Source organism: Ensifer sp. ENS11, from assembly GCF_014851895.1.
Taxonomy (GTDB): domain Bacteria; phylum Pseudomonadota; class Alphaproteobacteria; order Rhizobiales; family Rhizobiaceae; genus Ensifer; species Ensifer canadensis.
Genome location: NZ_JACVAN010000002.1, coordinates 497130 through 516729, shown reverse-complemented (window position 1 = coordinate 516729; position 19600 = coordinate 497130). Strand labels below are relative to the sequence as shown.

Annotated in this window: 20 protein-coding genes and 1 tRNA gene; 8 read left to right on the top strand and 13 right to left on the bottom strand. The window is 62.0% G+C overall.

Going from position 1 to position 19600, the window contains the following annotated elements; genetic code table 11:
• The first annotated feature begins 199 nt into the window (after nucleotides 1-199).
• Nucleotides 200-1411, top strand: a complete 1212-nt coding sequence (locus tag IB264_RS06640; protein ID WP_025426216.1) for a diguanylate cyclase — start codon at nucleotides 200-202, stop codon at nucleotides 1409-1411.
• A gap of 107 nt (nucleotides 1412-1518) precedes the next feature.
• Here the strand turns inward: IB264_RS06640 and IB264_RS06635 are convergent, their stop codons facing one another.
• Both IB264_RS06635 and IB264_RS06630 read right to left on the bottom strand, forming a co-directional pair.
• A complete protein-coding gene (locus tag IB264_RS06635) occupies nucleotides 1519-1953 on the bottom strand; it encodes a hypothetical protein (RefSeq protein ID WP_025426217.1) in 435 nt (144 codons plus the stop codon).
• A 390-nt stretch (nucleotides 1954-2343) separates the two neighbouring features.
• On the bottom strand, nucleotides 2344-2820 hold the full coding sequence (locus IB264_RS06630) for a hypothetical protein (RefSeq protein ID WP_025426218.1): 477 nt from the start codon (nucleotides 2818-2820) through the stop codon (nucleotides 2344-2346).
• Between the two features lie 272 nt (nucleotides 2821-3092).
• On the opposite strand from IB264_RS06630, the gene IB264_RS06625 reads away from it, so the two are divergent.
• Nucleotides 3093-3169 (top strand) — tRNA-Pro (locus IB264_RS06625).
• Nucleotides 3170-3508: 339 nt separating this feature from the next.
• On the top strand, nucleotides 3509-3928 hold the full coding sequence (locus IB264_RS06620) for a hypothetical protein (protein WP_057211502.1): 420 nt from the start codon (nucleotides 3509-3511) through the stop codon (nucleotides 3926-3928).
• Nucleotides 3929-4086: 158 nt separating this feature from the next.
• Here the strand turns inward: IB264_RS06620 and IB264_RS06615 are convergent, their stop codons facing one another.
• On the bottom strand, nucleotides 4087-4266 hold the full coding sequence (locus tag IB264_RS06615) for a hypothetical protein (RefSeq protein WP_025426220.1): 180 nt from the start codon (nucleotides 4264-4266) through the stop codon (nucleotides 4087-4089).
• Nucleotides 4267-4475: 209 nt separating this feature from the next.
• Between IB264_RS06615 and IB264_RS06610 the strand changes: the two genes are divergently transcribed.
• Both IB264_RS06610 and IB264_RS06605 read left to right on the top strand, forming a co-directional pair.
• Nucleotides 4476-5435, top strand: a complete 960-nt coding sequence (locus tag IB264_RS06610; RefSeq protein ID WP_025426221.1) for a bile acid:sodium symporter family protein — start codon at nucleotides 4476-4478, stop codon at nucleotides 5433-5435.
• 558 nt (nucleotides 5436-5993) lie between these two features.
• Entirely contained in the window at nucleotides 5994-6137 is a 144-nt protein-coding gene (locus tag IB264_RS06605; RefSeq protein WP_164474926.1) for a hypothetical protein, read from the top strand.
• 30 nt (nucleotides 6138-6167) lie between these two features.
• Here the strand turns inward: IB264_RS06605 and IB264_RS06600 are convergent, their stop codons facing one another.
• From IB264_RS06600 to IB264_RS06585, 4 genes are all read right to left on the bottom strand, one after another.
• Nucleotides 6168-6362 carry a hypothetical protein gene (locus tag IB264_RS06600; RefSeq protein ID WP_107026871.1) on the bottom strand — a complete coding sequence of 65 codons (195 nt, stop codon included), beginning with the start codon at nucleotides 6360-6362 and terminating at the stop codon, nucleotides 6168-6170.
• Nucleotides 6363-6513: 151 nt separating this feature from the next.
• Nucleotides 6514-8019, bottom strand: a complete 1506-nt coding sequence (gene cysN, locus IB264_RS06595) for a sulfate adenylyltransferase subunit CysN (protein WP_025426223.1) — start codon at nucleotides 8017-8019, stop codon at nucleotides 6514-6516.
• A complete protein-coding gene (cysD, locus tag IB264_RS06590) occupies nucleotides 8019-8972 on the bottom strand; it encodes a sulfate adenylyltransferase subunit CysD (protein ID WP_025426224.1) in 954 nt (317 codons plus the stop codon). Before cysD ends, cysN begins: the two co-directional genes overlap by 1 nt.
• 46 nt (nucleotides 8973-9018) lie before the next feature.
• The gene (locus IB264_RS06585; RefSeq protein ID WP_025426225.1) at nucleotides 9019-9774 is read right to left on the bottom strand and encodes a phosphoadenylyl-sulfate reductase; all 756 of its coding nucleotides are present in this window, start codon (nucleotides 9772-9774) and stop codon (nucleotides 9019-9021) included.
• Between the two features lie 462 nt (nucleotides 9775-10236).
• Here IB264_RS06585 and IB264_RS06580 point away from each other — a divergent pair, with 462 nt between their 5' ends.
• Nucleotides 10237-10626 carry a DUF6152 family protein gene (locus tag IB264_RS06580; protein WP_025426226.1) on the top strand — a complete coding sequence of 130 codons (390 nt, stop codon included), beginning with the start codon at nucleotides 10237-10239 and terminating at the stop codon, nucleotides 10624-10626.
• Nucleotides 10623-11102 carry a hypothetical protein gene (locus IB264_RS06575; RefSeq protein WP_025426227.1) on the top strand — a complete coding sequence of 160 codons (480 nt, stop codon included), beginning with the start codon at nucleotides 10623-10625 and terminating at the stop codon, nucleotides 11100-11102. The genes IB264_RS06580 and IB264_RS06575 overlap by 4 nt, the downstream gene beginning before the upstream one ends.
• Nucleotides 11103-11110: 8 nt before the next feature.
• On the opposite strand, the gene IB264_RS06570 is transcribed toward IB264_RS06575, so the two are convergent.
• The 6 genes from IB264_RS06570 to betI form a co-directional block, all read right to left on the bottom strand.
• Entirely contained in the window at nucleotides 11111-11746 is a 636-nt protein-coding gene (locus IB264_RS06570) for a flavodoxin family protein (protein ID WP_025426228.1), read from the bottom strand.
• 149 nt (nucleotides 11747-11895) lie between these two features.
• The gene (locus tag IB264_RS06565; RefSeq protein WP_025426229.1) at nucleotides 11896-12792 is read right to left on the bottom strand and encodes a sigma-70 family RNA polymerase sigma factor; all 897 of its coding nucleotides are present in this window, start codon (nucleotides 12790-12792) and stop codon (nucleotides 11896-11898) included.
• 236 nt (nucleotides 12793-13028) lie between these two features.
• Complete coding sequence (gene betA, locus IB264_RS06560) at nucleotides 13029-14678, bottom strand: choline dehydrogenase (protein ID WP_192433217.1); 1650 nt, start codon at nucleotides 14676-14678, stop codon at nucleotides 13029-13031.
• A gap of 222 nt (nucleotides 14679-14900) precedes the next feature.
• The gene (gene betB, locus IB264_RS06555; RefSeq protein WP_025426231.1) at nucleotides 14901-16364 is read right to left on the bottom strand and encodes a betaine-aldehyde dehydrogenase; all 1464 of its coding nucleotides are present in this window, start codon (nucleotides 16362-16364) and stop codon (nucleotides 14901-14903) included.
• A gap of 1 nt (nucleotide 16365) precedes the next feature.
• The gene (betC, locus tag IB264_RS06550; RefSeq protein ID WP_025426232.1) at nucleotides 16366-17901 is read right to left on the bottom strand and encodes a choline-sulfatase; all 1536 of its coding nucleotides are present in this window, start codon (nucleotides 17899-17901) and stop codon (nucleotides 16366-16368) included.
• Nucleotides 17898-18500, bottom strand: a complete 603-nt coding sequence (gene betI, locus IB264_RS06545) for a transcriptional regulator BetI (RefSeq protein ID WP_025426233.1) — start codon at nucleotides 18498-18500, stop codon at nucleotides 17898-17900. Before betI ends, betC begins: the two co-directional genes overlap by 4 nt.
• Nucleotides 18501-18645: 145 nt before the next feature.
• Between betI and IB264_RS06540 the strand changes: the two genes are divergently transcribed.
• Nucleotides 18646-19194, top strand: coding sequence for an HdeD family acid-resistance protein (locus tag IB264_RS06540; RefSeq protein ID WP_025426234.1), 549 nt, complete (start codon nucleotides 18646-18648; stop codon nucleotides 19192-19194).
• Nucleotides 19195-19600: the final 406 nt, after the last annotated feature.

The following is a 19600-nucleotide window of genomic DNA, read 5'->3' as shown; positions in this document are numbered from 1 at the left end:
CCGGATGCCAAGTTCGGCGTCGCGCTTGACGATGGCTGTCGCGTTGCCGTGTATGCCCGGTCCTCGAGTCTCCTTAAAATTCTAGGGGCGTCTTTCATCTTTCCTCCATCTGTCTGCCGCATTCATGCACGCAACGTCTGGATGCACGTCTTCACGTCGCGTGAGAGGCGTTGGTTGCCAGGGAGGAAACAGCCGGAAAATGAATGGACCTCTGGCGGCATCGGCGATCGCTTCGGCATGGCCGGGACTGTTCGTGCTATTCGGCCTTGCCTTTGGATGGGCGTGGTCGATTGAGAAGAAGCGGCACTATCTGCTGCTTCTGACTGCCGCCTGCCTATTGTTTGCGACAGCGGCGTTTATGCAGATCATGCTGCTGCCCCTCGATATCGGCGCCAATACCATCCCGACTGGCCTGCTCTATACGCTTGCGGTGCTTGCTGCCGCGGAGGCCATCCTGCGTCGTTCAGGTCGCGGCATGGGCTGGAAGGCGGCACTCGGGGCAATCGGTGTGATAACCGCTCTGCTTTGGTACTTCTACTATATCAGGCCGAACCTTCTGGTGCGGATCTACGTGCAGGCTTTTGGGTATGGGTTGATCCTTGCGGCCGCCGCCTGGCGCATTCGGGCTCTGCGACATGGTCGCCTTGTAGACCGCGTCCTGTTCTGGGTTGTGGCTGTCGTTGCGATCCACTTCTTCCCGCGCACCTGGCTGACATTTGGCACTGACGCGACCGCCAGCATCGAGGCTTTCGGCGCGTCGCTCTTCTGGAACATGATGCAGTTGCTGATCGCGGCGGCGGGTACAGCGCTTGCCTTCGCGCTGCTTGCGGCGGCGCTGACGGATGTCATGGACGATCTCAGGCGCGAGCGCGATGTCGACCCGCTGACGGGTGTCCTCAATCGTCGGGGGCTGGAGGAGCGAGTGGCAAGGCTGTTTCGCAATGCGGGTGCACCGCTCAGCCTGATCCTCTGCGATATCGATCATTTCAAGGCGATCAACGACGCCCATGGACATGCGGCCGGTGACAGAGTGCTGGCGACGTTTGCGGGCGTATTGCGCGACAGCGTGCGTGAAGCAGATCTTGTCGCGCGGATTGGCGGCGAGGAGTTCGCAATCCTCCTACCTGGGATGGACGTGGATGCGGCGATGGCGGTTGCCGAGTGTATTCGCGAGCGGCTGGCAATTCACCGTTTTCCTGTTCTTGGCGCGACAGAAAGCGTGACCGCGAGTTTCGGTCTGGCGCAACGCGATGGCAGTGAACGTTTCCAGGCGTTCAGCGCGCGCGCCGATGCAAGGCTTTATCGCGCCAAGCGCGAGGGGCGCGACCGGGTCGTGGCTGCGGATATGCCGCTGACCGCTGGGCCGGCAGAGGTTGCTCAGCCGGCAAATGCAGCCAGTCCGGCTGCCTGAAGCAATAACCGAGGGCGGCTGGCTTCGGCGGACTATTCCAAGGAAGCAGAAAACCCGCCAACTGACGCTGGCGGGTTTCAAATGTCTGCCCCTTGATGCGCCGGTTATCAGCTTGCCGGTGCAGCCGGCTTTTCCGCCTTGGCGCCGCCGAGGAATTCTTCGCACCAGCTCGGGCCGTCGGCGCGCTTGTGGTCACCGACCAGGCGGATCGAGCGGATGACATAGTCCGAAGAGACGGTCAGCTGCACCGAGCAGCTCAGATATTCCGTGCGGGCCGAGGAGATACGCTTGCCGCGCTTGCCGTCCTTGCCGGTTTCGTACTGGGCCGGGGTCTTGCGGGTCTTATAGCCGCCCTTCCAGTTGTAGACGGTGGAACTGCCGCTTTCGACGTCGGAGAGCGGAGGACCATACTGGGCGAAGAAGCCGCCGGCCGGCTGACCGAGCCAACGCGATTCAACTGCGTTTCTGGAAATCGCCGTCGTCGTGGTGCAGCCTGCGAGCACAAGCGCGAGGCCTGCCACCGTCATCATGCGGAAGTTCATGTTTTCGTCCCTTTGGCTCTCGTTCGGAAGTAGGCGTGGCGCGCGCGCCCCAATCCCCTGAGTTTGCGCGCTTTCCGCTGAGCCTCTAGCGCCAAAAGCCGGCAAAGAAAATCCGCTGTCTGCATTCTATCTAAGGAAAATGCGAAGCGTTGCAGAAAGTCCCTATCTGGCCCCGGAAACCTCACCGCAACGTGATCGGTTGCAGTCGTTTCTGGTCCCTTCGCCCGCCGCTGCGGGCATGGGAAACCGTTGCTCCATTTCGATGCGAATCGCTCCGCGGGAGGGCTTCTGGTGGGCGCGGTCTTCGCCGAGACGCGAAAGCGCTAGAGTTTCGTCGGTGCGCAGGCATTGTCCGCTCCGCTGTGTCGGTCAGGGGCGGCTCCTGTGGGTCTACTCCCCGATCAGCTTGCAGCCGATCTTGGTGGCGCTCCCGGCGATCGCCTTCAGCGGACCGTCATAGACATCGCAATCGAGCAGGTTGTCCGGGCCGCTGCGACGGGCGGAATGGACGTTGATGTTGACGAGAGGTTCGCCGTCCTTGACCCAATGCAGCCGCGTCTCGATGTCGCCCTTGCCGGGGATCGCCACCACGGCCGGTTCGCCATCGCGCTCGGTCCTGTCCTCGCCGAGATCGATCATGCCGATCTGATCAGCATGCTCTTCTGCGCCCGCCGCCGGCTCGCCGGAATAATAGGCCGCGATCACGACCCCTTCCTTCAGCGCCTGAAGTTTGCTCGCGGCGGCCTGCGAGAAGGAAAGATCCACTTCAAAGCCCCAGGGTCCGGCAATATCGGCACCAGCCGGGCCAGCCAAGAGACCGGCAAGGATCATTGCGGCAAGCGACACGGGACGGATGATGGGCGACACGGCAGCACTCCTTGGCAATGGCGGGCAAAAAAGCGGACACAGCAGACAATCGACACGGGCCATCCCCGTCAAGGGGCGGCCTCAAGCACGAGCAATCGCCTTCTGTCCTGGTCGATTGCTGGTGTGCCTGACGGGTGTGTCGGACAAGAGGCGGAACGCGGTTTCGGCCGGGGTTTTCCACTGTACCGGCTTTTTTGGCGAGACCGAGAAGGTTTTTCGAAATAGGCGCTTGTGCAATCCAAATGCCTGTTCTATAGAGGCGCCGCTGGTCACGGAGTGTAGCGCAGTCTGGTAGCGCACCACGTTCGGGACGTGGGGGTCGGAGGTTCGAATCCTCTCACTCCGACCAGCTAAATCAATCCCTTAATTCGTTTTCTGTTCGGCCCGTTTTTGAGTGCGGACCGATTGCGGGCGCCTTCAGGGTAACGCAAGTCGTGGGCTTGTGAAGTTCGTCTCCGCATACGGATTGGCCCGCCTTAATTTGGCGCTGGCCGCTTATCCATTCTCCTCCGTGTTCGACATCTCCTCGAAGTTCTATTGCGGCGCGTGATTCCCTCTGGTGCGCGTTTCGCAGGCGTGAACGCGCCGTTCGTCGAATAACGGTGCATTGGTGGATGTTCGACTTGTTGGTCGATAACTAAGGGTTGTAGTCTCGGCAACTACATTGTCGTTGTCGAGAGGATAGGGAATGTTGTTTAGGCGGATAATAGTCGCATCGGCGCTGGTTCTGGCGAGCCACGGACTGGCGCAGGCGCAGAGCTGCGAGAAAAACTTCAAGGTATCCGGTGTGCCGCTGGTGACGGCCATCAGCTACAAGACCTGGCAGGAATTTTCCAAGCTGAAACCCGACACGGCCTTGCAGCGGCTTGCCCAGGGCGTTGCCGCCGAAGGGTTCTCGGGCATCAAGGTCAACAAGTCGCTCGGCACTGTCGACGCATTCCAGGAAACGACCGGTTCAGGACGCATCCAGACGCTGCGGGTCGTTGCTCGCAAGCGCGGTGCCGGCACGCGCGTCGATGCCATCTTCGACATCCAGGCCGGACAGGTGACCTCCAAGGACATCGTGCGCGACGGTCTCTGCAACATCGTTCGCTCGGCGACGGAGTAGTCGCAGGCGGCTGCTGGCCGTTCGTTTGCGCGGTGCGGCCAAACACCAGTCGGGATGACGGCCGCACAGCCATGCGGGGCTCGCTGCCGTGGCGCGATCAAGTACAAGCTGGAAGCGAACTGTGCCGCTGGGTGGGGGGCACGACGGCCCCCGCGTCTTCAGCGTTGTTTTTCCAAAGCCTTCAGCACGGATTGGCCGATTGCCTGCGCTTGCAGCATCGAGGAGAAGTTGCCCTGAGCCGGATGGGTGACGCCGCGATACTTGACGACGAAGCACCATTTGCCGTTCATGCGCTTCTCGACGGTCACGGTCGTCTCCGGTTTTTTATCCGTGGTCATCTTCGTCTCCTTGAGATCCTGCGCGCCGCCGCGTGGGCAATGCCTGATATCCGCATGACGCGGTCCATGTCCATAGACGTCTGGTTTATGTCGGCTATCGTGACGTGATAGAAACAAAGTTGCGATATCTGACGGTTTTTTGTTCGAAGCGTGTTGAAGCCGCCGGTTGTGGCGCCTAGACAGCCCTCATCACGCCAAGGAGTAAAATTTTGAAGGCTGTCGCATCGTTTTCCGCGTTCGTCGGGCGCACATTCGCGCTCTGGGTCATTCTCTTCGCCGTTCTCGGCTTTGTCTTCCCGGATATTTTCAAGCAGATCACGCCCTATATCGTTACGCTGCTTGGCATTATCATGTTCGGCATGGGCCTCACCATTTCGCTCGACGATTTCAAGGAAGTCGCCAAGCGCCCGTTCGAGGTCGGCATCGGCGTCATCTCACAGTTTCTGATCATGCCCTTGCTGGCCGTGTTGCTGACGGCCATCATCCCGATGTCGCCGGAAGTGGCCGCCGGTGTCATTCTCGTCGGCTGCTGCCCGGGCGGCACCTCGAGCAACGTCATGACATACCTCTCGAAGGGCGATGTCGCGCTGTCGGTGGCCTGCACTAGCGTCACCACGCTTCTGGCCCCGGTCGTCACGCCGTTTCTCGTCTGGACCTTTGCCAGCCAGTATCTGCCGGTTGATGCGATGGCGATGTTCATGAGCATCGTCAAGGTCGTGCTGGTGCCGCTGGCGTTGGGCTTTCTTTTGCAGAAGCTGCTGCCGGGCCTGGTCAAGGCCGCGGTGCCGGCATTGCCGCTGGTCAGCGTTGCGGGCATCGTGTTGATCGTTGCCGCCGTCGTCGGCGCCAGCAAGGGCGCTATCGCCAGCTCCGGCCTGCTGATCTTCGCGGTCGTCGTTCTGCACAATGGCCTCGGCTATCTGCTCGGCTTCTTCGCCGCCAAGGCCGCCGGCCTGTCACTTGCCAAGCGCAAGGCGATCGCCATCGAGGTCGGCATGCAGAACAGCGGTCTCGGCGCGGCTCTGGCCAATGCCTATTTCTCGCCCGTGGCTGCCGTGCCGAGCGCGATCTTCAGCGTCTGGCACAACATTTCCGGCGCGCTGCTTGCCAACTACTTCGCAAGCCGCACGGAAGACGAAAACGTCGAGCCCGTGGTCATCACACGCTGATCGGGAACTACAGCGCCGCGCGTCTTATTAGACGCGCAAAGGTCGCTGTAGCACTTTGAATGGCTGCATGTTTTTATCGTTAAATCGAATAGGATTTAAGGAAACATGCAGCAGCTTCGAATGACAGGAGAGGGCTCGCAAGGGCCCTTTCTTGTTGCACGGCCAAAGCCTGCAAGGTGCATAGCCAGGCGGACTGTCCCACGGCGTTTGGAAACGGTGAAACAGCCCTATCGATCATCATGATCGACGCGCCAAATTACAAATGCCCCGGTGAATTTGAACCCAAGTAATTCGCGACCGCCAATCAAGGTGAAGCAATGTCGACAAGTGTCCCATTTTGGGACGATCGCATCTTGGGCGTCACGCGTGCGGCCATTTTCCGATCGTTCTAGCGGTGGCAGAAGCTGCGGGTGAGGGGCAGTCTCCAACGCCGCACCCGCCTACGTCGGGTCACGTTATTGTTCAATTGGAAACGGCCTGTTCATCGAATGGCGTCTTATCAGGGTGAACAATAAGCGCGATATTATCTTCAACAATCGTTCTCCCAGTGAGGCTCAGATGTTGAAGGAACCGATATTCACATTCCGCGAGATCGCCATATGGTCTGCCATCCTCGGCAGCGTCGTCGGATACCAGCTTTGGCAGCACACAGATCCCGCGCCGCTGACGATGGTGCTTCCGAGCATCGAGCAGCGGTCGTAATTTAAAGGCAATCCGGCGCGGCGCGAAACGCTACTCCTCAGGCATTCCGTTGCGCCGCGCGGCCTGCAATAACTCGATCTCACCGGCCGTCGGACCAAACTGGCTCTGAAGCCGTTTTGTTTCCTCAGCGTCCAACCGGTACTTTCGCGCAAAGGCCTCGATCGTCACGGCCCGCCCAAGAAAGCTTCGGCGCGGCACGTCCTCCCGTTCATGGTCCAGCATCATGGCTGCTCCTCCTTCCCGGTTCTTTGGAAGTAGTGCGGCAGGTCGTTTCGGGAAGAGGCGGTAGGAGCAATCTGGCGAGGCATCAAAAATAGATCAGCAGAAACGGAAAAAGGGCCCTCGTGGGCCCTTTCTGATCTTGGGGGAGTGGCGATCAGCCGTCGATCGTGTCGATGATCTCGCTCGCGCGGCCAGCGCTGACGCGACGCACTTCTGCATCCTCGCGACGACCCGCAAACAGCTCGGTTGCCATCAGCTGGTCGGCGAGATCGGCGGGCAGCGACAGGATCACGCGGGCGTCTTCCGTATGGATGCCGCCGAGCGCCGAGCGCTTGGCCGTGATCATGCCGCCGGCCACCGTGTTGTTGGTGTCGGGATCGATCAGGATGAAGGCGCCGGTCGTCCGATTCTGCTCATAAGGGTCGAAGATCGCCTGTTCGTCGAAGGCAAGGTGAACCTTGCCGATGGCGTTCATCGGCAACTGGTCTGCGTGCTCCCACTTGCCCGTCTTCAGGTCCAGCTGGCTTGCCGGCTGCACCTGCACACGCTGGCGGCGGCTGCCGCTTTTCAGCCAGTAGCGCTTGCCCGGCTGGATGCCATCAGGCTGCAGCGCAACGATCTGGGCGTCGAAGGCAAGGCCCGTCAGCGGCTGGCTGTCGATGGCGACGATCATGTCGCCGCGCGAAACGTCGACCTGGCGGTCGAGCACCAGGGTGATGGCATCGCCGGCGACCGCAGCGTTGCGCACGAGGTCGAAGGTGACGATCTTGGTGACGTTGGCAACCATGCCCGAGGGCAGGATCACGACGCTGTCGCCGGGCTTGACCGCGCCGCCGGCAACCGTTCCCTGGTAGCCGCGGAAGCTTTCGCCCGGGCGCGAGACGCGCTGCACCGGCAGGCGGAAGCCGACGGTCTGGGAGGAGCGTGTCGTCGCCAGTTCAAGCACTTCGACCAGTGTCGGGCCATCGTACCAGGGCATCGAAGCGCGGCCGTCGTAAACGACGTTCTCGCCCTTCAGTGCCGAAAGCGGAATTGCCGTGACCTGGCGCACGCCGAGCGATAGCGCCAGCTCACGAAACTCGTGGCTGATCTGGTCGAACCGGGCGCGGTCATAGTCCGTCAGGTCGATCTTGTTGACCGCCAGAACGAACTGCTTGATGCCCATCAGGGTCGCGATCGTCGCGTGCCGCCGAGTCTGCTCGAGCAGGCCGACGCGGGCGTCGACCAGCAACACCGCGAGGTCGGCCGTCGACGCGCCGGTTGCCATGTTGCGGGTATATTGCTCATGGCCGGGTGTGTCGGCGACGATGAAGGAGCGCTTGTCGGTGGAGAAATACCGATAGGCGACGTCGATGGTGATGCCCTGTTCGCGCTCGGCCTGCAGGCCGTCGAGCAGGAGCGCGAAGTCCGGCAGGCCGAGATCGTTCTGCTTGCCGTTGGAATCACGCCGCAGCGTCGCCGCCTGATCTTCCTTGACCGCCTTGGTATCCCAAAGCAGTCGACCGATCAGCGTCGATTTCCCGTCGTCGACCGAGCCGCAGGTGATGAGGCGAAGGGGGCGGCTGTCGCGCGTTGCGCGGACCGATTCGGACGCCGGAAACGCCAGAACGTGAGCGGCTGCGTCTTCCTGAACGGCATTCGCGGTTGCTGGTGCGGTCATCAGAAATATCCTTCGCGTTTTTTCTTTTCCATCGAACCGGATTGGTCACGGTCGATGGCGCGGCCCTGGCGTTCGGATACGGTCGCGGTTTCAAGTTCGGAGATGATGTCGTCGAGCGACGTGGCGTCGGAGCGGATGGCGCCGGTCAGCGGGAAGCATCCGAGCGTACGGAAGCGGATCACTTCCTCGCGCTTGGCCTCACCCGGCAGCAGTTCGAGACGCGGGTCTTCGGCAAGGATCATCATGCCGTCGCGTTCGACGACCGGCCGTTTCTTGGCGAAATAAAGCGGCACGATCGGAATGTCTTCGGCCTGGATGTAGCGCCAGATGTCGACCTCGGTCCAGTTCGACAGCGGGAAGGCGCGCACGCTCTCGCCCTTGCGCACCATGCCGTTATAGACGTTCCAAAGCTCGGGACGCTGGTTGCGTGGATCCCAGCGGTGGTCTGGGGTGCGGAAGGAGTAGATGCGCTCCTTGGCGCGCGAGGCCTCTTCGTCGCGGCGCGCGCCGCCGAAAGCGGCGTCATACTGGCCGGCGTCGAGCGCCTGGCGCAGCGCCTCGGTCTTCATGATGTCGGTGTAGAGCGCCGAACCGTGGCTGAACGGCGTGACGTTCTCCTGAGCGCCGCGCGGATTAACGTGCTCGATCAGGTCGAGGTCGTAGCGCTTCACGATCTCGTCGCGAAACGTGATCATCTCGGCAAACTTCCAGCCGGTGTTGACGTGCAGCAGCGGAAAGGGAACGCGGCCGGGATAGAAGGCCTTGCGCGCCAGGTGCAGCAGCACCGAGGAATCCTTGCCGATCGAGTAGAGCATGACAGGGCGTTCAAACTCGGTGGCCACTTCGCGGAAGATGTGGATCGCTTCGTTTTCGAGCGCCTTCAAATGCGGGTCAAGCGGCGGCTTGGTGCTCTGCGGATTGTGCAGTTCCGTTTCCGGATGGGTAAGAGGCATTTCAGTCTCCGGGAGGATCTTTGTCTTGGGAGGAGCGCGCCAGCCCTCAGGCGGCGCTGCTCGAAGTCGGGATGATGGAACTGGCGGTCTCTGGGACGTGAAGCCCGCATTCGCGCTTCTCGTCGTTTTCCCACCACCAGCGGCCGGCCCGTTCGGGCTCGCCCGGCTTGATGGCGCGGGTGCAGGGTTCGCAGCCGATCGAGGGATAACCGCGGGCATGCAGCGGGTTCACAGGAACGGCGTTGGCAGTGACGTAACTGCGGATGGTTTCGATGTCCCAGTCGGCGAGCGGATTGATCTTGATGAGGCCGCGCTCAGCATCCGCTTCGGCAAAGGGTGTCGCTGCCCGGTTGCCGGACTGGCCGCGGCGAAGCCCCGTCACCCAGTAGCTGGCGCCTTCGAGTGCGCGTGCAAGCGGCTTCAGCTTGCGCGCGTCACAACAGGCATGCCTGGCTTCGACGCTGTCATAAAAGCCGTTGGCACCATATTGCGCGGCATAGGCGTCGACGTCTGCCTTTTCCGGATGAAAACGCTTGATCAGGATGCCATAGGTCTCTTCGGTCTTGTCGATCAGCGCCACCGTCTCGTTGAAGAGGCGGCCGGTCTGCAGCGTGGCGACATCGACCGCCAGCTGGTTCTCGCCGATGACGGCCGTGATCACCTGATCTTCGATACCGAGCGACGTGGTAAAGACGGCACGGCCTTCAAGGCCGGCAACGAGCGCGAGACGTCCTGCGAGATCCAGGACTTCAAGCGCTTGGTTCAGAGCTTTCGCGGTGGCGTCGAGGGGTGACGTGGTCATGGCTGCGTCCTGTTCCAACTTGTCAGGAATATCGCAGCCGGGTGTGGCGAGGGACAGAAATAGCGGTTTCTAATGCTGGGCGTTTGGAGCAAATCTGCCTCTCAGATCGAAAAGCAGCGAAAAACGCAAGATAAGCTAGTAATTTACTAGACTTTATACTTCCTTTCGCGTCCTTGGCCCGGCCGTTACATGAAGAAGCGCGGCCCCTTCGGTCCGCGCTTCAACGGGCGATCGGTCAACGGTGCCGGTCAGAACTCTACTCAGGCCTTCTCCTGCTCGGCTTCCGGATTGCGAAAAGCAGCCGCAAGTCGGCGGCCGAGCACGGATGCGCGGGCCTAGCAACGACGACGTAGCGCTTGCCTCAAGGCCGGACCGCTCAAGATATGTTGAACGGCAGATGCTTTCCCATCCGTCGCTTCAGGTTCAATCTTGCGGGTTCCGAGGCAAATTGAGGAGTGGGAGATGATGAGGTCCTTTCCTGGCCGCGTTCTCGCCGGAAGCATCGTGACGTTGCTTCTGGTCACTGGCGCCTACGCTCATCACGGCTGGTCCTGGGCAGAGGCGGACCAGATCGAACTTGCCGGCACGATCCGTGAAATCTCGATGGCGCCGCCACATCCGACGCTTCAGGTCGAGACTGAAAAGGACGGGCTCTGGCGCGTCGAACTGGGCAATCCCAGACAGACGGAACGGTCCGGCTTCGTCGAAGGTGTCGCCAAAGTCGGCGATCAGATCGTGGTTCTGGGCAATCGCTCGCTCGATCCGAACGAGAAGCGCCTGAAGGCAGTCCGCGTCACCGTTGCCGGCAAGAGCTTCGACATCTATCCGGACCGCATCCGGACCGGTGGATGAGCGCGGCGGAACTGCTCGATTGGATTGCCGCCTGGCCGCTGGCGTCAGCGATGCGTCGATCCGCGATCCTCTATCTCGTCGTCAACGCGGCCCATATCTTGGCGATCGCGCTTTTGATCGGCGCGATCGTGCCTCTGGACCTGCGACTGCTCGGTTTCTTCGGGAACACTTCGCTGGAAGGGCTCGGGCCGTTTCTGTCGCGCGCTGCCGCGGTCGGTCTGGGTCTGGCGATCGTGACCGGTTTCTGCCTCTTTAGCGTTCGGCCGGCGGCTTATGCCGCGAATGCTGCCTTCCTCGCAAAGATCGGTCTGCTCGGGGTTGGCGCCGCCAATGCTATGACTGTGCATCTTGGCGGCGCCTGGCGGGCCGCCGTAAATGGCGGCCCGGTCTCATGGCGTCTTCGCGTATCCGCAGCCGTCTCGCTGACGGTGTGGCCGGCAGCACTTCTGGCTGGGCGCTGGATCGGCTTTCTCTGATGCCGATCCTATCGCTCGTTTGCCGTTCTCCACGCGGGGACGACCGGCTCCCGCTCGACCGTTCTGCCACGCACGAACTGCAACGTGGCCTCGGCGACGCGTTGGCCGAGATGCCGTGCTGTGGCGAGATCGGATGCCGGCGGCGCGAGATCGGCCCCCTGGTCGACATTCGACTGGGCGCCGGCGCCCAGCCAAAAGCCCAACCGGTTGAGATCATCAGGTGATCCGGTGGTCGAGTGGTTGGAAGGCGGCAGATCGAGGTTGATCCAGTGCATGCCGTGCTGGGCAGCAAAGAGTGCGAGCTGCATCAGCGTCGCGAGCTTGTCGCCGGAAGCGGTTCCCGAATTGGTGAAGCCGGCGGCGATCTTGTCTTTCCAGAGATAGCCTTTGGCCATTACAGCGTTGGAACTCGCTTCCTGAAAAGACTTGAACGCGGCCGACGGGCCTCCGACATAGGTTGGCGTGCCGAAGATGATCGCCTCGGCCGAGAGCAGATCGCTCCAGCGCGCCGGTGTGTCTTCAACGGTCAAGAGCAGGCACTGCGCGCCGTCGACCCGCTCGATACCGGTTTTGACAGCGTCAGCCTGCCGTGCCGTGTGTCCGTAGCCGCTGTGGTAGATGACGGCGATGCATATGTTGCTCATGGTTCGGTCTCCTTTGGTTTTGGTGGTGGATTTGTCGCGCGAGCGAAGGCGCGCGCCGTCGGCGCGTGCCAGGTTTGCTGAAGCGTTGGTCAGGGTCGGTTGACGGAGCTGTCGGCTCCAACGATTTTTAGGGCGCGGCCACCCGCCGTTCAGTGAACGGCATGGCCACCGAAATGTCGCAGTGTTTCCGGGAGATGTTTGAGCTTCTCCGGATTGCGGGTGACGTAGATGGCGGTGATCCGATCCTGCTCGATCTCAAGGGCAGTGGTCTGCAGGATCTCTCCGTCTTCGATGGTGATGAAACCGGGCAGCCCATTGATGAAATCGTAACGCACCAGCCGCGACATCGTCTGGGCAAAGATCAGCGCCAGCGAGGCGTGCAGCTTCATCACCTTGTCTAGGCCGACGATCGGCCGTCTTGGTGCCACCGTCTTACCGCCACCATCGGCATAGACGATCGCCTCGGTCGCAAGCAGCGAACGAAGCTGCTGCATGTCGCCGCCACGCGACGCCGCGAAGAAGGCGGAGGCGATTTCCAGGCCCTGTTCCCGTGGCATCGCAAAGCGGCGTCGGGCATTGCGGATATTGACGCGGGCGCGGCTGGCGAGCTGGCGGCAGGCCGCCGGCTTGCGGCCGATCGTCTCGCCAATTTCATCGAAGCTGACGCCGAAGACATCGTGCAGCAGGAAGGCAGCCCGTTCGAGCGGCGACAGACGCTCCAGCGCCATCATCAGCGGCAGGGTGATGTCGTCGAGGTCGTCGCTCTCCTCGACGATCGGTTCCGGCAGCCACGGCCCGAGATAGGTTTCGCGCCGCCGTCGTGCCGACTTCAACTGATCGAGGCAAAGGCGCGTCACGATCCGGCGCAGAAACGCCGATGGTTCCTTGACGGTCACACGGTCGGTGTCCAGCCAGCGCAGGAATGCCTCCTGGACGATGTCCTCGGCCTCGCTGACCGAACCCAGCATCCGATAGGCAATGCGGATCAGTCGCGGACGCAGCGGGTCGAAGCTCGTTTTGACGTCTTCGTCGGTCATCTCGGTCATCACATCCCCCACTGCCGTGCGGTGCAGGCGGTCAAGCAATGGCCAGCGCGCAGGCGGAGCCATGATGGCATTGCCGCAGCGGTTGCGACAAGCGGATCGAGCTTCGCTGTCATGTTCGTCTCCTTCATCTCGGGCACTTGAGAAGACAGGACGAGATAGCGTCAATGAATGTGACATGCCGCAGACGTTGCGGCAGTCGAATGCCGGGGAAAACGTGCCTCGTGGCGCAGGCGATCCTATCTGTCGCTGACGGCCCAGCGCGGATTGATCCAGGGCTGCTGATTGGACCGGGCAAGCGGTTGCTTGCCGAGGATATGGTCGGCTGCCTTTTCGCCGGTCATGATCGAGGGGCTGTTGAGATTGCCATAGGTCACGTGCGGGAAGATCGAGGAGTCCGCGACGCGCAAACCATCGACGCCGATCACCCGCGTCTCCGGGTCGACCACGGCCATTGGGTCGTCCTTGGCACCCATCCGGCAGGTGCCGCAGGGGTGGTAGGCGCTTTCCAGGTGTTCGCGCAGGAAGGCGTCGATCTCATCGTCCGTCTGCACCTTCTCGCCCGGCTGGATCTCCGGCCCGCGATACTGGTCGAAGGCCCGCTGGCCGAAGATCTCGCGGGTGAGGCGCACGCAGTGGCGGAACTTCTCCCAATCCTCCGGGTGGCTCATATAGTTGAAGCGGATCACCGGGTCGGCCATCGGATCGGAGGATCGCAGGGTGACGTTGCCGCGCGACTTCGACAGGTTGTAGCCCACATGCACCTGGAAGCCGTGGCTCTTGGCCGCCGCCTTGCCGTCATAGCTGATCGCGACCGGCAGGAAGTGATACTGGATATCGGGCTGCTTGACGCCCGGCGCCGAACGCAGGAAGGCGCAGGCCTCGAATTGGTTGGAGGCGCCGAGCCCACCTTTGGAGAGCAACCATTGTGCTCCGGCGACCCCCTGCCAGAACCACGGCAGCCAGGAATAGAGCGAGACCGGTTTGGTCGAGACCTGCTGGAAATAGAACTCCATATGGTCCTGAAGGTTGGCGCCGACACCGGGTCGATCGACCTTGACCTCTATGCCCATGTCCTTCAGGTGCTGTGCCGGGCCGATGCCGGACAGCATCAGCAGCTTCGGCGAGTTGAAGGAGGAGGCGGAGACGATCACCTCGCGGTTCGCCTTGACGATCTCGATCTTGCCGCCGCGCTCGATCTCGACGCCGGTCGCCCGGCGGTTCTCGATCACCACCTTGCGGGCAAAACAGCGCATGAGCGAAACGTTGGGCCGCTTCAGAGCCGGGCGGAGATAGGCGTTGGCGGCGGACCAGCGGCGCCCCTGCCAGACGGTCTGCTCCATCAGGCCGAAGCCTTCCTGCTTGGAGCCGTTGTAGTCGTTGGTAAGCTCGAAGCCCGCCTGCTCGCCCGCTTCAATGAAGGCATGGAACAGTGGGTTGGTCACCGGCCCGCGCTTGACGTGCAACGGCCCGTCGGTCCCGCGCCAGCCGACCTCGCCTCCGTGCGAATGCTCCATGCGCTTGAAGTAGGGAAGCACGTCGGCATAGGCCCAGCCACGTGCGCCCAGGTCCTCCCAGCGATTGAAATCCTCGGCATGGCCGCGCACGTAGACAAGGCCGTTGATCGAGGAGGAGCCGCCGATGACCTTGCCGCGCGGCGCGGTGATGCGCCGGTTGTTGAGGTTCGGCTCGGGTTCGGAATGATAGCCCCAGTTGTAGCGGTCCATGCTCATCGGCCAGGCAAGTGCTGCCGGCATCTGGATGAACGGCCCGATGTCCGAACCGCCATATTCGAGCACGATTACGGAATGCTTGCCGTCCTGCGAGAGGCGGTAGGCGAGCGCCGAACCGGCCGAGCCGGAGCCGATGATGATGTAGTCTGCCTGCATGATCGTGCTCTTTCTTCTGCGTCTCTAAACCGGCCGGTACCGTGCCTCTACCTCTGTCCCCTCATTCCTGTGTTTGTCACAGGAATCCAGCCAAGCGACGTCTGTCGCTTGAGGGAGTCTTTCGCGCCACCGACGTGGCGCTGCTGGATCCCCGGAACTCGCTTCGCTCACCCGAGGATGAGGGAGCGAATCAGATGCGTCCCGAGGAAGGCCGCTTGAACCTCAATACGGCGCCTGCACCGGGCTCATGCCGACGTAGACGGTCTTCAACTCGCTGTAATGGTTGAGCGCCGCCACGGAATTCTCGCGCCCGAAACCGGATTGCTTGGAGCCGCCGAAGGGGATCTCGACCGGGCAGAGATTGTAGGTGTTGATCCAGAGCGTGCCGGCTTCGAGTTGGTCGACGACGCGGTGGGCGCGGGTGATGTCGGCGGTGAAGACGCCGGCCGACAGGCCGAATTCGGTGGCATTGGCGCGCGCGACGACATCAGCCTCGCTTTCGAAGTCGAGAACGCACATCACAGGGCCGAAGATCTCTTCGCGCGCGATGGTCATGTCGTCGGTGACGTCGGCAAAGACGGTCGGCTGGATATAGGTGCCGTCGGCACTGACCGCATTCGGAATGCCGCCGCCGGTGACCAGACGCGCGCCCTCGGCTTTGCCCTTTTCGATATAGGAGAAGACCTTGTCGCGTTGCGCGCCCGACACCATCGGCCCGAGCTGGGTGGCTTCGTCCATCGGGTCGCCGATGACGATCGCTTCAGTGCGCGCCTTGAGGCGATCGAGGAACGCATCCTTGATGCCCTTCTGGACGAAGACGCGGGTGCCGTTCGAGCAGACCTGGCCGGTGGAATAGAAGTTGCCGAGCATGGCGCCGCCGATGGCGCTTTCGAGATCGGCATCGTCGAAGACGATCAGCGGCGACTTGCCGCCGAGCTCCATCGTTACGTGGCGAAGACCGGCAGCTGCCGCCTCATACACCTTGCGGCCCGTCGGCACCGAGCCGGTGAGCGATACCTTGGCGACATCGGGGTGGTTGACGAGCAGCGGACCGGTCGTCCGATCGCCCTGGATGACGTTGTAGAGGCCCTTGGGAAGGCCCGCCTCGATCAGGATCTCGGCGATCTTGAGGGCGCCGAGTGGGGTATTCTCCGATGGCTTGAAGACCATGGCGTTGCCGGCGGCAAGCGCCGGCGCACCCTTCCAGCAGGCGATCTGCTGCGGATAATTCCAGGCGCCGATGCCGACGCAGACGCCGAGCGGCACACGCTTGGTATAGGCGAAATCGCCGCCGAGCGGAATGTAGTCGCCGTTGAGCGCTGTGGCGATGACGCCGCCGAAGAATTCGAACGAGTCGGCGCCCGATGTCGGGTCGGCGACGATCGTCTCCTGGATCGGCTTGCCGGTGTCGAGCGTTTCGAGCTCGGAAAGCTCGCGGTTGCGCTCGCGCATGATCTCGGCGGCGCGCTTCAAGATGCGGCCGCGGGCAGTCGGGCTCATGGCCGCCCATTCCGGTTGCGCGCGCTTGGCAGCGGCAATCGCCTTTTCGACGATCGCGGGCGTTGCCGCATGCAGCCGGGCGATCACCTCGCCGGTTGCGGGATAGATGCTCTCGAAGACGGTGCCGGCAATGTCCTCGACATACTCGCCATCGATGAAGTGCGAGGCTTGCGGTTGGGCTCTCATGTCATTCTCCCCGCGGATAGCGTTTGGATTCCTCGAGATTGTCGAGGTTCATGTGGTTGCGCATGTAGCGCTCGGATGCTTTTTGCAGCGGCTGATGGTCCCACGGATAATAGGCGCCGTTCCTCAGTGCCTCGTAGACCACCCAGCGCCGGGCCTGGCTCTCGCGCACGGCGCCATCGAAGGCCTCCATGTCCCAGTGGGCGGCGCACATGTCGCGAAACGCATTCAGCGTTGCCGCCTGCACCGGTGTCTCCGGGTTTGCCGCGAGGTTCTTCAGCTCCAGCGGATCGGCTTCGAGATCATAGAGCTGATCCGGGTCGAGCGCGCAGTGGATATATTTCCATTTGCCCTTGCGAATGGCGACCAGCGGCGCGTGGGACGCTTCCGCAGCATACTCCATGAGCACCGGCTCGGTGCGCTCCTCGCCATTGATGACAGGCACGAGGCTGATGCCATCAGTCCAGGGCTTCACCTCGTCCATCGAGATGCCGGCGAGGTCGCAAAGCGTCGGGGTTACGTCGAGGTTCGACGTCGGCGTCAGGTGCAGGCCGGGCGCAACGGCGGGTCCGGCCGCCATCAGGGGCACGCGCGCCGAGCCTTCGAAGAAGTTCATCTTGAACCACAGGCCGCGCTCGCCCAGCATGTCGCCATGGTCGGAGCAGAACAGGATCAGAGTGTTGTCGAGCATCCGGGTGCGCGTCAGCGTGTCGACAAGTTCGCCGACCTTTTCGTCGAGATAGGAAATATTGGCGAAATAGGCGCGGCGCGAGCGGCGGATATTGTCCTCGGTCAAGTCGAAATTGACGTAGTCGCAGGAATGCATGATCCGCTTCGAGTGCGGATCCTGGTCCTCCTCCGGCAGCATGCCGACCTCTGGCAGAAGATGCTCGCAATCCTCGTAGAGATCCCAGAATTTCTTTCGTGCGACATAGGGGTCGTGCGGGTGGGTGAAGGAGACGGTCAGGCACCAGGGGCGGCGGCCCGCGTCGTCGTTTTCGCGCGACAGCTGGTAGAGCTTCTGGTTGGCGAGAAAGGCGACCTCGTCGTCATACTCCATCTGGTTGGTGATCTCGGCGGCGCCGGCGCCGGTGACGGAGCCGAGATTGTGATACCACCAGTCGATGCGCTCGCCCGGCTTGCGATAATCCGGCGTCCAGCCGAAATCGGCGGGATAGATATCGGTCGTCAGCCGCTCCTCGAAACCATGCAATTGATCAGGCCCGACGAAATGCATCTTGCCGGACAGTGCCGTGTAGTAGCCGGCGCGGCGCAGGTGATGTGCGTAGGTCGGGATCGAGGACTGGTATTCGGCGGCGTTGTCATAGACCCGGGTGCGGCTCGGCAGCTGGCCTGCCATGAACGAGGCGCGGGCAGGCGCGCAAAGCGGCGACGAGGTGTAGTTGTTGCGAAAGCGGGCGGAGCGGGCGGCGAGGCTCTTCAGGTTCGGCGCATGCAGGAATTCCGCCGGACCGTCGGGAAAGAATTTTCCGTTCAGCTGGTCGACCATAATGATCAGGATATTAGGTCTGGCGGTCATATGGCCCGTCCTTGGCGGTGGAGCTGGTCGAGAAGCGAGGTGACGTAGTCTTCCGTCAGCGCGATCGAGGCTTCGATGCCGATCGGCGCAGAGCGCAGACTCTGGCGGATGTAGAGCCCGTCGATCATCGCAGCTGCGCCTTCCGCGATGCGTTCCGCGTCATCGACGGGACAAAGCGCCTTGAGGCTCGCCATCAGGTTGGAGCGCAACCGCCGGGCGTAGACGACGAGGAACCGGCGGACGTCTTCCGAGCGCTGCGCCTCGGAATAGAAGGCGAGCCAAGCGGCGATGGTGTCGGGCGCAAACTGGCTTGCCTGGAACGAAACGCGGATCAACGCGCTCAGTTTCTCACGCGGTGTAATCGCTGCACTCAGCGCCGTCACCGTATCGTCGCGCAGTTGCCTTAGAAGACTGCGCACGGTCTCGATCAGCAATTGCTCCTTGCTGCCGAAATAGTGATGGGCAAGGGAAGGGGAGACACCGGCACGGCGGGCGATGTCGGACATGGTGACGGCGAGCGTGCCCTGATCGCCGATCACGCGCAGCGCCGCATCCACCAGCGCCTTGCGGCGCACAGGCTCCATCCCGACCTTGGGCATCCGTCTCTCCCTCGATGATGGTCAGTTTATTTTTGATTGACTCATCAATCAATAAAAATTTGCGATGTTTTCTCTTTCTTTTTTCGGAGAAATCCGGCTCAATCCGATGGTAGAGTTCTGGATATCAGAAGGACTGGAGGTTGAAATGACCCATGCATTCGATCCGGCTGGCAAGGCGGCGGTTGCCGGCAAATGGGGATGGTTCGTCGCGCTCGGCGTGCTGTTGATCATGTGTGGCGGCCTTGCCTTCGGCAATCTGCTGATGGCGACGGTGGCCTCGGTCTATTATGTCGGGCTGATCATGCTCGTCGGCGGCCTGTTCAATCTCGCCCATGCCTTTCAGGTCAAGGGTTGGAACAGCGTGCTCTATTGGGTGCTGAGCGGCGCCTGCTACGCCATTGCCGGGCTCTTTGCCTTCATCAACCCGGTGCTGGCCTCCTCCGTCCTCACTTTCCTGATGGCCATCGCACTCGTCGTCGCCGGTTGCTTCCGGATCTGGGTCAGCTTCAAGCTGCGGCCGATCCAGGGCTGGGGATGGGTCGCGCTCGGCGGTCTGGTCACGCTCGCCGCCGGTCTGATCATTGCCGCCGGCTGGCCGGTCAACAGCCTCTGGATCCTCGGCCTGTTCCTGGCGGTCGATCTGGTGATGCAGGGTCTGTCGCTGATCGCCTTCGGGGTGTTGGCAAAAGGCTAGCGCACGGCTCGCTCGCCTTTGCCGTGTTCGGGTGGGATTGTAAGCAGAGCGTGCCTGTTGGCTGGCGTATTGGGAAGGCGACCGTGCGGGCCGCCCGTGTAACGACGCTCATCCCAGCGCTGATCGCCATCTCGGGTGTAGCGCTACAGGTGCCCCTGTCCGGCATGGCACTGATCCTGCTTGCAGTGTGACTGCTCTGGACCACGATGTTTGCGCTTGCCGCGATCTTTCTCGGTCGTGGCATGCACTCGTTATCGCATCACCTGAACCTGTTGCGACCAATTTTCCGCAGTTCGGGAAAATTCGATGAAACTACTGATTTTATTAGAAAGTTCGATAATGATCAGCGTGGGCGGAGCTGTCATATAGCTTTCATCAAAGCTTCATATTGGGGAAAGACTTCGTT

Bases quoted from the DNA above. Each gene is read 5' to 3' on its own strand.
- IB264_RS06640 (WP_025426216.1), top strand. From the start codon at position 200: ATGAATGGACCTCTGGCGGCATCGGCGATCGCTTCGGCATGGCCGGGA.
- IB264_RS06635 (WP_025426217.1), bottom strand. From the start codon at position 1,953: ATGAACTTCCGCATGATGACGGTGGCAGGCCTCGCGCTTGTGCTCGCA.
- IB264_RS06620 (WP_057211502.1), top strand. From the start codon at position 3,509: ATGTTGTTTAGGCGGATAATAGTCGCATCGGCGCTGGTTCTGGCGAGC.
- IB264_RS06615 (WP_025426220.1), bottom strand. From the start codon at position 4,266: ATGACCACGGATAAAAAACCGGAGACGACCGTGACCGTCGAGAAGCGC.
- IB264_RS06605 (WP_164474926.1), top strand. From the start codon at position 5,994: ATGTTGAAGGAACCGATATTCACATTCCGCGAGATCGCCATATGGTCT.
- IB264_RS06600 (WP_107026871.1), bottom strand. From the start codon at position 6,362: ATGATGCTGGACCATGAACGGGAGGACGTGCCGCGCCGAAGCTTTCTT.
- cysN (WP_025426223.1), bottom strand. From the start codon at position 8,019: ATGACCGCACCAGCAACCGCGAATGCCGTTCAGGAAGACGCAGCCGCT.
- cysD (WP_025426224.1), bottom strand. From the start codon at position 8,972: ATGCCTCTTACCCATCCGGAAACGGAACTGCACAATCCGCAGAGCACC.
- IB264_RS06585 (WP_025426225.1), bottom strand. From the start codon at position 9,774: ATGACCACGTCACCCCTCGACGCCACCGCGAAAGCTCTGAACCAAGCG.
- IB264_RS06580 (WP_025426226.1), top strand. From the start codon at position 10,237: ATGATGAGGTCCTTTCCTGGCCGCGTTCTCGCCGGAAGCATCGTGACG.
- IB264_RS06575 (WP_025426227.1), top strand. From the start codon at position 10,623: ATGAGCGCGGCGGAACTGCTCGATTGGATTGCCGCCTGGCCGCTGGCG.
- IB264_RS06570 (WP_025426228.1), bottom strand. From the start codon at position 11,746: ATGAGCAACATATGCATCGCCGTCATCTACCACAGCGGCTACGGACAC.
- IB264_RS06565 (WP_025426229.1), bottom strand. From the start codon at position 12,792: ATGACCGAGATGACCGACGAAGACGTCAAAACGAGCTTCGACCCGCTG.
- betA (WP_192433217.1), bottom strand. From the start codon at position 14,678: ATGCAGGCAGACTACATCATCATCGGCTCCGGCTCGGCCGGTTCGGCG.
- betB (WP_025426231.1), bottom strand. From the start codon at position 16,364: ATGAGAGCCCAACCGCAAGCCTCGCACTTCATCGATGGCGAGTATGTC.
- betC (WP_025426232.1), bottom strand. From the start codon at position 17,901: ATGACCGCCAGACCTAATATCCTGATCATTATGGTCGACCAGCTGAAC.
- betI (WP_025426233.1), bottom strand. From the start codon at position 18,500: ATGCCCAAGGTCGGGATGGAGCCTGTGCGCCGCAAGGCGCTGGTGGAT.
- IB264_RS06540 (WP_025426234.1), top strand. From the start codon at position 18,646: ATGACCCATGCATTCGATCCGGCTGGCAAGGCGGCGGTTGCCGGCAAA.